The organism is Stenotrophomonas sp. ESTM1D_MKCIP4_1 (assembly GCF_003086895.1).
In the GTDB taxonomy this organism is placed as follows: domain Bacteria; phylum Pseudomonadota; class Gammaproteobacteria; order Xanthomonadales; family Xanthomonadaceae; genus Stenotrophomonas.
The window spans coordinates 1,754,925-1,767,676 of record NZ_CP026004.1 but is presented as its reverse complement, the minus strand read 5'-3'; the positions used below and the strand labels follow the sequence as shown (position 1 = coordinate 1,767,676).

Here is a 12,752-nt window from a genome sequence, read left to right as displayed (position 1 = left end):
CGCTTCGTGGCTAACGTCGGGCATTATGCTGCTATGCAGCAGGTTTCTGCGGGGTTATCGCGCAAAAAAACAAGTGCTAGCATCGGGAAGGAAGTCCGCAGCACGAGTCCGCCCCAAGCGCGCGTGATGACGCGCGTTTTGCTTTTGAAGGCCCGTGCGACCCATCGTTTCAGGAGATCTGCAATGAGCTTCATCGAACGCCTCGCCCCCCTCCGCGCCCAGCCCGGCAGCCGCCTGACCACGGGCCTGGATGACAGCACCCTCACCGCCCTGTCCGCCCGGCACCCGCAGCTGGTCGCCGCCGTGGAGGCCGCCGCCGACGAATTCGCGCGCGTGCAGCAGGAGCTGGGGCCGCTGTTGGCGCAGGACGAGCAGGCGCAGATCGATGCGATGCAGGAAGGTTTCGTCAACTTCTACGCCGACGATGCGGTAACCCCGTACGTGGCGCTGGCCGCGCGCGGCCCGTGGGTGGTCACACTGAAGGGCGCGGTGCTGTACGACGCAGGTGGTTACGGCATGCTCGGCTTCGGACACACGCCCGATGCCGTGCTGGAAGCGATGGCGCGGCCGCAGGTGATGGCCAACATCATGACCCCCAGCCTGTCCCAGCAGCGCTTCATTACCGCCCTGCGCGCGGAGATCGGCCACCGCCGCGGCGGCTGCCCGTTCGCCCGTTTCATGTGCCTGAATTCCGGCTCGGAGGCGGTCGGCCTGGCCGCACGCATCGCCGACGTCAACGCCAAGCTGCAGACCGACCCGGGCGCACGCCATGCCGGCGCCGCCATCAAGCGCGTGGTGGTCAAGGGCAGCTTCCACGGCCGCACCGATCGCCCGGCGCTGTATTCCGATTCCAGCCGCAAGAGCTACCAGCAGCATCTGGCCAGCTACCGCGGAGAGGATTCGGTCATTACCGTCGCCCCGTACGACGAGGCCGGCCTGCGCAGGGTGTTCGACGATGCCGCGCGCAACCAGTGGTTCATCGAAGCGGTGTTCCTGGAGCCGGTGATGGGCGAAGGTGACCCCGGCCGCTCGGTGCCGCCGGCGTTCTATGCCGTCGCCCGCGAACTGACCCGCGCCCACGGCAGCCTGCTGCTGCTGGATTCGATCCAGGCCGGCCTGCGCGCCCATGGCGTGCTGTCGGTGGTGGATTACCCGGGGTTTGAAGGCCTCGACCCGCCGGACATGGAAACGTACTCCAAGGCCCTCAACGCCGCGCAGTACCCGCTGTCGGTGCTGGCAGTGACCGAGCATGCCGCGCAGCTGTACCGGAAGGGCATCTATGGCAACACCATGACCAGCAACCCTCGTGCGCTGGACGTGGCCTGTGCCACCCTGGCCCAGCTCACCCCGGAAGTGCGCGCCAACATCGCCGAACGTGGCGCCGAAGCCGTACGCAAGCTGGAGCAGCTGAAGAGCGAGCTGGGCGGACTGATCACCAAGGTGCAGGGCACCGGCCTGCTGTTCTCCTGCGAGCTGGCGCCGCAATTCAAGTGCTACGGCGCCGGTTCCACCGAGGAATGGCTGCGCCGCCACGGCATCAACGTGATCCACGGCGGTGAGAACTCGCTGCGCTTCACCCCGCACTTCGGCATGGACAGTGAAGAGCTGGACCTGCTGGTCGGCCTGGTCGGTCGTGCCCTGCGCGAAGGCCCGCGCCGCGAGCAGGCCGCAGCCGCATAACGCAACGCCCCCGCCTTGGTAGAGTCGAGCTTGCTCGACCGGGCCGTTGCCGGGACATGGACGAAGAGCAGCCGAGCATGGCTCGGCTCTACAATAGGCCCCCCATGATCCATCTACACCCTGCCCTGCCCCGCACCGTTCCGGCTGCGGCGCGGGGCGTTTTCGTTTCCGCACCAAGAGACAGGAATCCCCATGAAGTCCCTCTGCGTCTACTGTGGCTCCAACGCTGGCAGCAAGCCGGCCTACACCGAACGCGCCATGGCGCTGGGCGACCGCATCGCCCGTGACGGCATGCGGCTGGTGTACGGCGGTGGCAACGTCGGCCTGATGGGCACGGTCGCCAATGCGGTGCTCGCCGCCGGCGGTGAAGTGACCGGCGTCATCCCGCGCCAGCTGGCCGACTGGGAAGTCGCCCACCGTGGCCTGACCGAACTGGAAATCGTCGGTTCGATGCATGAGCGCAAGTCGCGCATGTTCGATCTGTCCGATGGTTTCGTCGCCCTGCCCGGCGGCTTCGGCACCATGGAAGAGATCTTCGAGATGCTCACCTGGCGCCAGCTCGGCATTGGCAACAAGCCCTGCGCGTTCCTGGACGTGGACGGGTTCTATGCCCCGCTGATCGGCATGATCGACCGCATGGTGGAAGAGCGCTTCCTGCATCCGGAACAGCGCCAGGACCTGTGGTACGGCTCGGACATCGACGAAATGCTGGCCTGGATGCAGGCCTATGAGCCGGCCCAGGCCTCCAAGTGGATCGACGAGAAGCGCCGCGCCGCGCTGCGCTGAAGCGGCCCGGATCGAGCGGCATCCGCACGGTGGCTCAGGCCACCGCGCGTGTCCACGGCGCCGGCCGCCCGAGCAGGTAGCCCTGGCCGTAATCGCAGCCAAGCTCGAACAGGCTCTGCCGCTGCGGCTCGGTTTCGATGCCTTCGCCGATGGTTTCAATGCCGAGGGTGCGCGCCAGCGACAGCACCCCCTCCACCAACGCGCGCGTGCTCTGCGCCTCGGGCCCGTGCAGGCCGGCGATGAAGCTCTGGTCGATCTTCAACGTGCTGATCGGGAACCGGTGCAGGTAGGACAGCGCCGAGAAGCCGGTACCGAAATCATCCAGCTGCACCTGGATGCCCCGCTCGCGCAGCCCCTTGAGGATGCGCAACGTGTGCGGGCCATCGTCCAGCAGCGCGACCTCGGTGATCTCCAGGCGCAGCCGCTGCGGATCGGCATCGTTGGCCTCCAGCAGCCCGAACAGGCGCGCACTGAAATCGGCCGAACGGAAGTGCCGCGGTGACACGTTCACCGACACGTAGCCACGCCCACCGTCAGCCAGGCCGGCGATGACCTGCTCGTAGATCAGCCAGTCGACCTGCTCGATCAGGCCGCTCTCTTCGCCCAGTTCAAGGAAGGCACCGGGCAGCAGCAGGCCACGCCGCTCGTGCTGCCAGCGCAGCAGCGCTTCGTGGCCCACCACCTCGCCATCGGACAGGCGCACGATGGGCTGGTAGAACGGCACGAAATCACGGTTGTTGATCGCCCGCCGCAGATCGGCCTCCAGGTCGAGGCTGCGCATGGCCTGCTCGCGCATGTCCTCATCGAAGATCGCGCAGCGGTCATGACCCTGGGCCTTGGCCCGGTACATGGCCGCGTCGGCGTCGCGCAGCAGTTCTTCACCGGTGCGGTAATGCGGATTCCACAAGGCGATGCCCAGGCTGCCGGAAGGGAACAGTTCGCGCCCGGCGATCCACATCGATTCCTGCAGGGCCAGCAACAGGCGCTGGCCGAAATCCAGCGCCTGCGCCAGGCCTTGCGGGCACTGCAGCAGTACAGCGAATTCATCGCCACCCAGCCGCGCCACCACATCGCCATCGGCGGCCATCGACACGATGCGCTTGGCCACTTCCACCAGCATGCGGTCGCCGGCGGCGTGGCCGATGCTGTCGTTGACCAGTTTGAAGCGGTCAAGGTCGAGGAACAGCACCGCAAACACCGGGCCACCTTCGCGGCGGGCCAGGGCCAGCGCATCCTGCAGGCGGTCCAGCAGGTGCAGGCGGTTGGGCAGGCCGGTCAGCGCATCGTGCATGGCCTGGTGGGTGAGCCGCTGTTCGGCGCGCAGGCGCTCGGCAATCTGGCCCAGCAGCTTGTCGTTGACCTCGGCCAGTTCGCGGGTGCGCTCTTCCACGCGCTTCTCCAGCTCGGCGTGGGCCGAACGCAGCCGCTGCTGGTCGCGCTGGCGGGCCAGGCCTGTGCCGATGTTCTGTGCCACGAAGGTCAGCAGGCGCTGGTCGTGCACGCTGAAGGCGATCTGGTCGGTATAGCTCTGCACCACGATCGCGCCGACCACCTCGTCGTCGCGCAGCAGCGGTACGCCCAGCCAGCAATGCGAACGCGCGCCGGATTCCCGCACCTCGCCCGTGGCCAGCAGTGCGTCGATCTGCGCGCGCGACGCCAGCAACGGGCGCCGGTGACGCACAACGTATTCGGTCAGGCCGCGGCTGAAGGCGCGCGGTGCACGTGAGCTGTTGTGCTCATCCACCGAGTAGACGAAATCCAGGCCGTCGCCGCGCGCGTTGACCAGGGCGATGTAGAAATTGCGCGCATCCAGCAACCGGCCCACCACCCCGTGCACCTGGCCATAGAACTGGGCAAGACTGTCAGCCGACATCGCCATCTCGGCGATGTTGTAGAGGGCCGTCTGCAGCTGTTCGCCGCGGCGGCGCTCGGCCACTTCATCCTGCAGGCTGCGGTTGGCGCGCTGCAGTTCCAGCGTACGGCGCTCCACCTGCCGCTCCAGCCGCACCTGTGCCTGGCGCCGGTCCATCGCGGTCTGCACATGCTGGGCCACAAAGCCCAGCAGCGCGCGCTCGGCCTCGCCATACAGCGCGGCCTGCTCGTAACTCTGCACCACGATGGCCCCGCACACGCGCCCGTCGCGCAGCATCGGCACGCCCAGCCAGTCCAGGCTTTCCGGGCCGCGCTCGGGATCGTGCTCTTCCTCCGCATCGGACAGCAGTTCGCGCGACGGCCCACTGAGCGGCTTGCCATGGCGCAGCAGCGCCACCGTCAGGCTGCGCGGCATCTGCCCCGCGTCGTAGCTGACCGAGGGGTCGGCCACGAACTCGTCCACCTGGTCTGCGAAATACAGGAAACGCATCTGGTCGCGCACATCGTCGTACTCGACGATGTAGCAGTTTTCTGCGTACATCAGCGAGCCGAGCACACCGTGCACGTGGCGCAGCATCTCGCCCATCTCGAGGTCGGCACCGGCCAGATCGGCAATCTGGAACAACGCCTGCTGAAGACGTTCAGCCTGCTCCAGGGCACGGATCTGCCCGGCCTGGCGGCCGCGCTGCAGGGCCAGTTCCATGGCCTGGCGCGATACGCCCCACCAGGCCTCCGACGGCGACCCGCCGCGCACCCGCAGCGACAGCTGTGCACCGTCATGCTCCCAGGTGGCGTGCTCCCAGACCGTCTGCTCCCAGTCAAGCTCAACCGCGCCATCGCTGTGCGGCCAGCCGTCCTGGCCACGGCCCAGCTGCGGATCGTTCCAGCCCACCCGGACAACCGCGGTTTCCGGCAGCAGCGCATGCAGCGCGCGCACCAGCGCCGTGCTCAGCACGGCCTCGTGAGGTGACAGCGATGACACACGGTCGGCTTGCGTGGACAAAATGACGTTCTCTTGGCGCCGCTACAGCGTCGCCTCCCCTGAGTAAGCGAGCATAACGCGGCACCGGGGGGGCAATGGAAGCCCGCCAACCCCGTTTCACACAACGGGACGTTGTTCCTGTCGACCGCGTTCCGGTCGACACCCCCGCGTACCGCCGTGAACTGCGCCCTGCCCCGCCCCGCCAGCGTCTATGCGCCACCGCCTGCAGGCCTTACCCTGTGTGCCGTGGAAGCGACCGCCCTGCCAACCGATGAAGCGCTGATGCTGGCCTGGGCCGGTGGCGACCTGCAGGCGTTCGAGAGCCTGTACACGCGCCATCGCAAGCGCCTGTTCGGCTTCCTGCTGCGGCAACTGCGCGACAACGCGCTGGCCGAGGAGATCTTCCAGGACGTCTGGCAGCGGGTGATCAGCGCCCGTGCGGGGTGGCAGCCCGAGGCCGCATTCAGCACGTGGCTGTTCCGCATCGCGCACAACCGCCTGAACGACCACTGGCGCGCTGCCCGCCACCGCCCCGCCGCGCCGGCCGATGCCGATCTGCGCCTGGCCGCGCTGGAGGACGGACAGACCCCGGAAGCGGAACTGTCTGAATTCGAGCAGCGCCGGCGCATCCAGCTGGCGATGGACGACCTGCCGCCCGAGCAGCGCGAAGTGCTGCAGCTGCGGCTGGAACAGGAACTGAGCCTGGAGGAGATCGGCCAGATCACCGGCGTAGGCCGGGAAACGGTGAAATCGCGGCTGCGCTATGCGATGGACAAGCTGCGTGCGGGACTGAAGGCATGAATCGAGACGATCCCCTGTCGCCTGAAGAACGTGCACTGGCCGGCCTGATCGGCCGTCGCCACGACCAGGCACCGCCTGCTGCGCTGGACGCGGCCATCCTCGCGGCTGCGCGTGCGTCCGTCGCCACGCCCGCCGCAGCCACGCCCGCTGCGGCCGACACCGGCACGCCGTCGGCCGCGCGCGCGCGCCGCCCGCAGCGGCGCTGGCCAGCCGTGTTCGGCATCGCCGCATCGATGGTGTTTGCCGTCGGCATTGCCTGGCAGATGCGGCCGGAACCGCCGTCACTGCCCGCCCAGGCAACGCAGCATGCCGCCGCGCCATCCACCGATGAAGCGGCGGCGGCCGATACCCAGGCGCCGCAGCCCATGTCCGCTGCGGCAGACAGTGCACCCCCGCCACCGCCTGCGCCCGTGCCTTCACCGAAGGCCGCACCCGCCGCGCCCACGCAGGCCGCCAGGTCCGCCGTGGCCCACGCGCCGGAGGTACGGGCGGCCCCAGCGGCTGCGGAACCGGCGCCCCCGGTCGAACTGCGCAGCCTGCCCGCAGAACCCGCCGCCGAGGCCGCATTCGCACCCGCACCGCCTGCACCGCCCGCCCCCATCGCGCCCACCCGTGCACCGGTGGCCTCTCCGGCACCGGCTGCGCCTGCGGCTGAGCTGGATGCGATCCAGGGCGCAGCGGCAGCCAGCGACGAGGCCGCCCGCAGCCAACGCCGCGCGCCACCTGCTGCCTTCAAGGCCAACGCTGCCGCGCCCACCAGCGCGCCGGGCGTGATGCTGCGCCGCTCCAACGAGGCCGCACTCAGCGCCGATGCCGTGCATTCGGAAGTGGCGGCCGATGCCAGACTGCCGCGCCGGCAATGGCTGCAGAAAATCCGCGAGCGCCGCGACAGCGGCCAGCGCGATCTGGCCCGTGCCAGCCTCGAACGCTACCTGCAGCTGTACCCCGAATCGCGCCTGCCGAGGGACCTGCGCCCGCTGCTGGACGACTGAGGCAGACCCGCCCCGACCCCGTAGAATGGTGGGAATGCCCGATACCCTCGCCTTGCCCGTCAGCCACACGCTGGACATCAAGCACAGCCGATTCACCGCGCACGCTGCGCCCATCGACAGCGGCCCGGGTGCTCTGGCGTTCCTGCAGCAGGTGGCCGTGGCCGATGCCACCCATAACTGCTGGGCCTACCGGCATGGCCAGGACTACCGCTCCAGCGACGACGGCGAACCGGCCGGCACCGCCGGGCGCCCCATCCTGGCCGCCATCGATGGCCAGGGGTTTGACCGCGTGGTGGTGGTGGTGACCCGCTGGTATGGCGGCATCAAACTGGGCGCCGGTGGCCTGGTGCGCGCCTACGGTGGCACGGCCGCTGAGTGCCTGCGCACCGCGCCGCGCCTGCCACTGGTGGCCATGGCACGCCTGCAGCTGCAGGCCGGCTTCGAGGATCTGGGCGCCCTGCACGCCGCCCTGCCCGGTTTTGCTGCGGAAAAGCGCGATGAACAGTTCGACGCCAACGGTGTGCGCCTGCGGGTGGAATTGCCCGCCGACCAGGTGGATGCATTGAAAATCCGCCTGCGCGACGCCACCCGTGACCGTATCCGCATACAAGATGACGACCAGGATGACTGACAAGGACGATGCGTCCGCTTCCACCCCGCCGCTGCGCCGCCTGGGCAGCCTGCGTACGCTGTGGCCGTTCGTGCGCCGCCACAGCGGGCTGTTCACCGCGTGGCTGTTGGCCCTGGCGGTCTCCTCGGCGGCCACGCTGAGCCTGCCACCGGCGGTCAAGCAGATGATCGACCATGGCTTCAGCAGCGGCGGCCAGATCAACCGTGCATTCGCCCTGCTGATGCTGGTGGCGGTGGTGATGGCGCTGGGCACCGCCGCGCGCTTCTACTTTGTTTCGCTGCTGGGCGAAAAGGTCGTCGCCGATCTGCGCAGCCAGCTGTATGCCCACCTTATCCAGCTCGGCGCCGGCTTCCATGACCGCAGCCGCAGTGGTGAACTGGTTTCGCGCCTGACCGCCGATACCGAACTGCTTCGCAGCGTGGTCGGCTCGACCATGTCGGTGGCCCTGCGCAGCACCGTGACCGTGGTCGGCAGCCTGGCCATGCTGTTCGTCACCAGCCCGCGGCTGGCGGCATGGTCGCTGCTGGGCATTCCGCTGGCGGTGCTGCCCATCATCATCGGTGCGCGCAAACTGCGCACGGTGGCGCGCAACAGCCAGGACCGCATCGCCGATGCCAACAGCTTGGCCAGCGAGACCCTGGGCGCGGTGCGCACCGTGCAGGCGCATGCCCGCGAGCCCTATGAACGCGGCCGCTTCGACCATGCGCTGGGCGATGCCATCCAGGCCGCACGCCGTCGCATCGGCGCGCAGTCGCTGGTGACCGCCAGCGCCATCCTGCTGGTGTTCGGCGCCATCGTCGGCGTGCTCTGGCTGGGGGCGCACGATGTCATCGAGGGCCGCCTGAGCGCCGGTACGTTGGGCCAGTTCGTGCTGTACGCGTTGATCGGTGGCGGCTCGGTGGGCGCGCTGGCCGAAGTCTGGAACGAACTGCAGCGCGCGGCCGGCGGCATGGGCCGCATCGGCGAGCTGCTGCAGGAAGACATCGAGATCCGCGCACCGGCACAGCCGCATGCGCTGCCGCAGCCGCTGCAGGGGCAGATCCAGTTCGAGGACGTGGTGTTCCATTACCCGCAGCGGCCCGACCAGCCGGCGCTGGACCACTTCACCCTGAACGTGCGCCCCGGCGAGACCGTGGCCCTGGTCGGCCCGTCCGGTGCGGGCAAGAGCACGGTGCTGTCGCTGCTGCTGCGGTTCCACGATCCGGCAAGCGGCCGCATCTGCGTGGACGGCCACGACGTGCGCCAGGTCGATCCTGCCGATCTGCGCGCGCAACTCGCGCTGGTGCCGCAGCAGCCGACCCTGTTCGCCGCCAGCGCGCGCGACAACATCCGCTATGGCCGCCTGCAGGCCACCGATGCCGAGGTGGAAGCGGCGGCACTTGCGGCCGAGGCCGACACCTTCCTGCGCGCACTGCCGCAGGGCTACGACAGCGAGCTGGGCGAGCGCGGTGCGCGCCTGTCCGGCGGGCAGCAGCAGCGCGTGGCCATCGCCCGCGCCCTGCTGAAGGATTCGCCCATCCTGCTGCTGGACGAGGCCACCAGTGCCCTGGATGCACAGAGCGAGCACAGCGTGCAGCAGGCCCTGGAGCGGCTGATGGCCGGGCGCACCACGGTGGTGATCGCGCACCGGTTGGCGACCGTACTGAAGGCCGACCGCATCGTGGTGATGGACCAGGGCTGCATCGTCGCCGAAGGCACCCATGCCGAGCTTCTGGCTGAAGGTGGACTGTATGCGGAGCTGGCGCGCCTGCAGTTCGTCGATTGATTGACGGCCGGCTAACACCGGCCGGCCCAAGCTGGCAGCGAAACCGAAGCATCCGCTGAAGGAGGTGGACGATGTCGTTCCGTCAGTTCCCAGCAGTCGACAGCCAGGGCGAAAGCCACATCATCATCGAGTTCAAGCCCGATGCCGCCGCTGGCGGCCAGGACCGGAAGGCCGCGCCCCGCTATGAACTGGATGACGGCCGTCATCTGGTCCGCAACGGCCGCGAGTTCACCACCAGTGGCGGCGAGCTGCGGCTGACGATCTGAGCTACGCCGGGCATGGCCCGGCGCAACCGGATGTCGCGCGATCCCGCTTTGGTAGGTGTCGACCTTGGTCGACACGCCTTTGATCCAGGCGCAGTCGAGCATGGCTCGACTCTACAAAAGCCGGTGCCCCCGCTCTGGTAGGTATCGACCTTGGTCGACACGCTTTTGATCCAGGCGCAGTCGAGCGTGGCTCGACTCTACATAGATGTCGACCTTGGTCGACACGCCTTTGATCCAGGCGCAGTCGAGCATGGCTCGACTCTACAGAAAAGGTGTGGCCAATTTTTCACCAACCATCTTGACAGCCTTGTCCGCCAAGGGCTGCGCGCGGTTATCCACATGTTTGCTCAGAAATCATCCACACCGCCTGTGGATGACTACGCCTGCCCCAGCACCCGGCCAATGCCACTGGCATCGACTTCCACTGCCGCGCGCGCGATGGCGCCCAGATCGCTGTCCGCCACGAAACCGATACGGAAATGCACCTCACCGGTAGGCGTACGCGAGGAGTGGATCGACGCCAGGCTGATGCGGTGCTGCTCGAACACGTTCAACAGCGCGCGCAGCGAACCGGGCCGATCCTCCGGCAGGTGCACCGACAGTGCATTGCGCTCGGTCAGGTCCGCCAGCAGATAGCCAACGCGTTCAAAGGTGTAGTTGCCCGCCGCCAGTGCGGGCGCGCCGAAGGCCTCGTGGTTGGCCGCCAGCACCTGTTCGCGGAACCAGCCGCGTGCCGCGTCGTCACCCTGGCCGACCTGCGCCTGCAGTGCCTGCAGCTGGCCCACCAGGCGGTCGAGCATGGGTGCGACGTAGGGGTTGCCGAACTGGATGTCTTCGTAGATCGCCGGGTTCAACGACAGGATGCGCGAGATGATCGCCGTATCCAGCTCGAACGACGCCGAGCGGTAGGGCATCATCGCCGCCAGGTCCCCCAGCTGCGGCTGGTACTCGCGCAGCACACCGGCCTGGGCCAGATGCGTGGCGTGCACCATCGCCTGCACCAGCGCCATCATCTGGTCGTGGTGCTGCGGCGTCGCCCGCACACATTCGGCCTGCAGCGCGGCGCACAGACGGTCCACCCACGGCTGCCACTGCTGCAGCCGCGCCTCGCAGACCACCATCACCCGACCCTTCAGCGTCGGCGCTTTCGGTGGTGCGGTCATCGGGTGCAGCCCGACCACTTCCGCCTGCGACGCCAGCATCGCCTGTACCGGCGCGTCCTTCACCGACGTCACATCCAGCCACAGGCGCCCCTGTTCACGGCCGGCCGATTGCCGCACATACTCCGCGATCAGCGCCGGGGTATGCCGGATGGGGGCCGAGAACACCAGTACATCGGCCTCAGCCAGCAGTTGCTCGGGCGGGTGCGAGGCAGGATCGGCAGGATCATGGCCGATCACCTGCAGCTGCATGTGTGTCTGGAAGAACCGGGCAAGCCAGCGCCCGTAGGCGCCGGCACTGCCCACGATGCCGACCGTGCGCGGCGTGCGCGTCTGCAGATCGCTCATGCCACGCGTTCGGCGTGGAAGCGCGTGGCGTCTGCCAGCGCGGCAGGCGCGGCAGCAATCACGTCGAACTCCTCGAAGCCGTTGGCGAGGGTGGCTTCCAGTGCGGCATGGGTGCCGGCAATGGCGCGCGAAATGGCCTGCTGCATCGACTCACCCCGCAACAGGAAGGAGACCACCAGCGACATCAACACATCGCCGGTACCGGCCACATCGACGGGCAGCAGCGGCGATGTCCATCGCCAGGTTTCCTCGCGGCCCACGGCCAGGGTCACCAGTTCGCCCGGGTTGCCGCCCACACTGTGCGCGATCACCCACTGTGGGCCGCGTGCGAGAAGCGTGCGCGCCGCTGCGATGGCGTCGGCCTCGGCCAGGGCCGGCAGGCCGGTGAGGCGATTGAGCTCGAATGCATTGGGCGTCACCAGCCAGGCATGCGGCAGCAGGCGTTCGGCGAAGATCGCTTCCAGCCCGGGCTCCACGTAAGGGCCGGTGTGGGTGTCACCGATCACTGGGTCCAGGCAGTAGCGCAGGTGTGGGCAGGCCGGCAGGGTCGCGTCCAGCCAGTCGGCGAAGGCGGCACCATTGGCGGCACTGCCGAAGTAGCCTGAGACCAGCATCTTTGCGCGCTGCGGCAGGCCGCGTTCGTGGGTACCGAGGAGCAGGTCGGCGAACCAGTCGGCGGGAAGCACGCGGCCGCGGGTGGTGTCGTAGAACGGCGCGTTGCTGAGCAGGACGGTGGGGATTTCCGCCACCCGCACGCCGAGCGCGCGCATCGGGGGCACGGCGGCGCTGTTGCCGGCGTGGCCGTAGACGAGCTGCGACTGGACGGAGATGACATCGATCGGCGAGGGCCCGTCGGGACGCTGGCGGCGGCCGTGGAGCAGGTGGTTGTCGGGGGATTCGCTCATGCCCGCATTCTACGCCCAAGGGGGTTTTCAGCAGGGCTTGCAGCCCTGCACCTGCTGCAACCGCAACCGCAACCGCAACGGCAAAAGCCAGAGCGGCATTCCGTGGGATGGCGGGGCGGTGTGGGTGGGCAGGACACGCCGTAAACCCATCCATGGGGGCTCGATGGCGCCATCCATGGCGCCAACGGTCCTGCCCACCCACACCACCCCGCCTCTGACAGATTCCGTGCGCTGATGGTGGGTGCCGACCGTTGGTCGACACATCTGTCAGATGTCATTTTTCCAAATGGGGTCAGAGCCCGTTGCAAAGCAACGGGATCCGACCCCGCCTTCGACAGTTGGCCGGTGGCCAGTAGATCCACGCCATGCGTGGATGAAATCTGTCAGATATCGAATGAATTCATTCGTGTCGACCAAGGTCGACACCCACCAGAGCAGAATGCCGTTCCGACAGATCGCGAAAAACCGTCGAAGGCGGGGTGGGTCCGGTTGAGGGGGCGTGAGCGCCATGGATGGCGCGACCGAGCTTACATGGACGTACTTGCAGCGTCCCCCTCAACCGGA

At 68.3% G+C, this 12,752-nt stretch carries 10 protein-coding genes; 7 read left to right on the top strand and 3 right to left on the bottom strand.

The window, feature by feature from the left end; all coding sequences use genetic code 11:
* Positions 1–183: 183 nt before the first annotated feature.
* Together C1924_RS08225 and C1924_RS08220 are read left to right on the top strand one after the other, a co-directional pair.
* Entirely contained in the window at positions 184–1,680 is a 1,497-nt protein-coding gene (locus C1924_RS08225) for an aminotransferase class III-fold pyridoxal phosphate-dependent enzyme (protein WP_108764848.1), read from the top strand.
* A 192-nt stretch (positions 1,681–1,872) separates the two neighbouring features.
* A complete protein-coding gene (locus tag C1924_RS08220; RefSeq protein WP_108764847.1) occupies positions 1,873–2,466 on the top strand; it encodes a TIGR00730 family Rossman fold protein in 594 nt (197 codons plus the stop codon).
* A 34-nt stretch (positions 2,467–2,500) separates the two neighbouring features.
* Here the strand turns inward: C1924_RS08220 and C1924_RS08215 are convergent, their stop codons facing one another.
* Complete coding sequence (locus C1924_RS08215; RefSeq protein WP_108764846.1) at positions 2,501–5,293, bottom strand: EAL domain-containing protein; 2,793 nt, start codon at positions 5,291–5,293, stop codon at positions 2,501–2,503.
* Positions 5,294–5,566: 273 nt separating this feature from the next.
* Between C1924_RS08215 and C1924_RS08210 the strand changes: the two genes are divergently transcribed.
* The 5 genes from C1924_RS08210 (at position 5,567) to C1924_RS08190 (ending at position 9,775) form a co-directional block, all read left to right on the top strand.
* A complete protein-coding gene (locus tag C1924_RS08210) occupies positions 5,567–6,121 on the top strand; it encodes an RNA polymerase sigma factor (protein ID WP_301554021.1) in 555 nt (184 codons plus the stop codon).
* On the top strand, positions 6,118–7,113 hold the full coding sequence (locus C1924_RS08205; RefSeq protein WP_108764845.1) for a hypothetical protein: 996 nt from the start codon (positions 6,118–6,120) through the stop codon (positions 7,111–7,113). The genes C1924_RS08210 and C1924_RS08205 overlap by 4 nt, the downstream gene beginning before the upstream one ends.
* Positions 7,114–7,147: 34 nt before the next feature.
* Entirely contained in the window at positions 7,148–7,744 is a 597-nt protein-coding gene (locus C1924_RS08200) for a YigZ family protein (RefSeq protein ID WP_108764844.1), read from the top strand.
* Entirely contained in the window at positions 7,737–9,509 is a 1,773-nt protein-coding gene (locus C1924_RS08195) for an ABC transporter transmembrane domain-containing protein (protein ID WP_108764843.1), read from the top strand. Before C1924_RS08200 ends, C1924_RS08195 begins: the two co-directional genes overlap by 8 nt.
* Before the next feature lie 71 nt (positions 9,510–9,580).
* Positions 9,581–9,775, top strand: coding sequence for a hypothetical protein (locus C1924_RS08190; RefSeq protein WP_108764842.1), 195 nt, complete (start codon positions 9,581–9,583; stop codon positions 9,773–9,775).
* 377 nt (positions 9,776–10,152) lie between these two features.
* Here C1924_RS08190 and C1924_RS08185 read toward each other — a convergent pair whose 3' ends face one another.
* Together C1924_RS08185 and pdxY are read right to left on the bottom strand one after the other, a co-directional pair.
* Positions 10,153–11,283, bottom strand: a complete 1,131-nt coding sequence (locus tag C1924_RS08185; protein WP_108764841.1) for a prephenate dehydrogenase — start codon at positions 11,281–11,283, stop codon at positions 10,153–10,155.
* A complete protein-coding gene (gene pdxY, locus C1924_RS08180; protein ID WP_108764840.1) occupies positions 11,280–12,188 on the bottom strand; it encodes a pyridoxal kinase in 909 nt (302 codons plus the stop codon). Before pdxY ends, C1924_RS08185 begins: the two co-directional genes overlap by 4 nt.
* Between the last annotated feature and the right edge of the window lie 564 nt (positions 12,189–12,752).

Coding starts and splice junctions, on each gene's coding strand:
- C1924_RS08200 (WP_108764844.1), top strand. CDS start 7,148: ATGCCCGATACCCTCGCCTTGCCCGTCAGCCACACGCTGGACATCAAG.
- C1924_RS08185 (WP_108764841.1), bottom strand. CDS start 11,283: ATGAGCGATCTGCAGACGCGCACGCCGCGCACGGTCGGCATCGTGGGC.
- C1924_RS08205 (WP_108764845.1), top strand. CDS start 6,118: ATGAATCGAGACGATCCCCTGTCGCCTGAAGAACGTGCACTGGCCGGC.
- C1924_RS08190 (WP_108764842.1), top strand. CDS start 9,581: ATGTCGTTCCGTCAGTTCCCAGCAGTCGACAGCCAGGGCGAAAGCCAC.
- C1924_RS08195 (WP_108764843.1), top strand. CDS start 7,737: ATGACTGACAAGGACGATGCGTCCGCTTCCACCCCGCCGCTGCGCCGC.
- C1924_RS08225 (WP_108764848.1), top strand. CDS start 184: ATGAGCTTCATCGAACGCCTCGCCCCCCTCCGCGCCCAGCCCGGCAGC.
- C1924_RS08220 (WP_108764847.1), top strand. CDS start 1,873: ATGAAGTCCCTCTGCGTCTACTGTGGCTCCAACGCTGGCAGCAAGCCG.
- pdxY (WP_108764840.1), bottom strand. CDS start 12,188: ATGAGCGAATCCCCCGACAACCACCTGCTCCACGGCCGCCGCCAGCGT.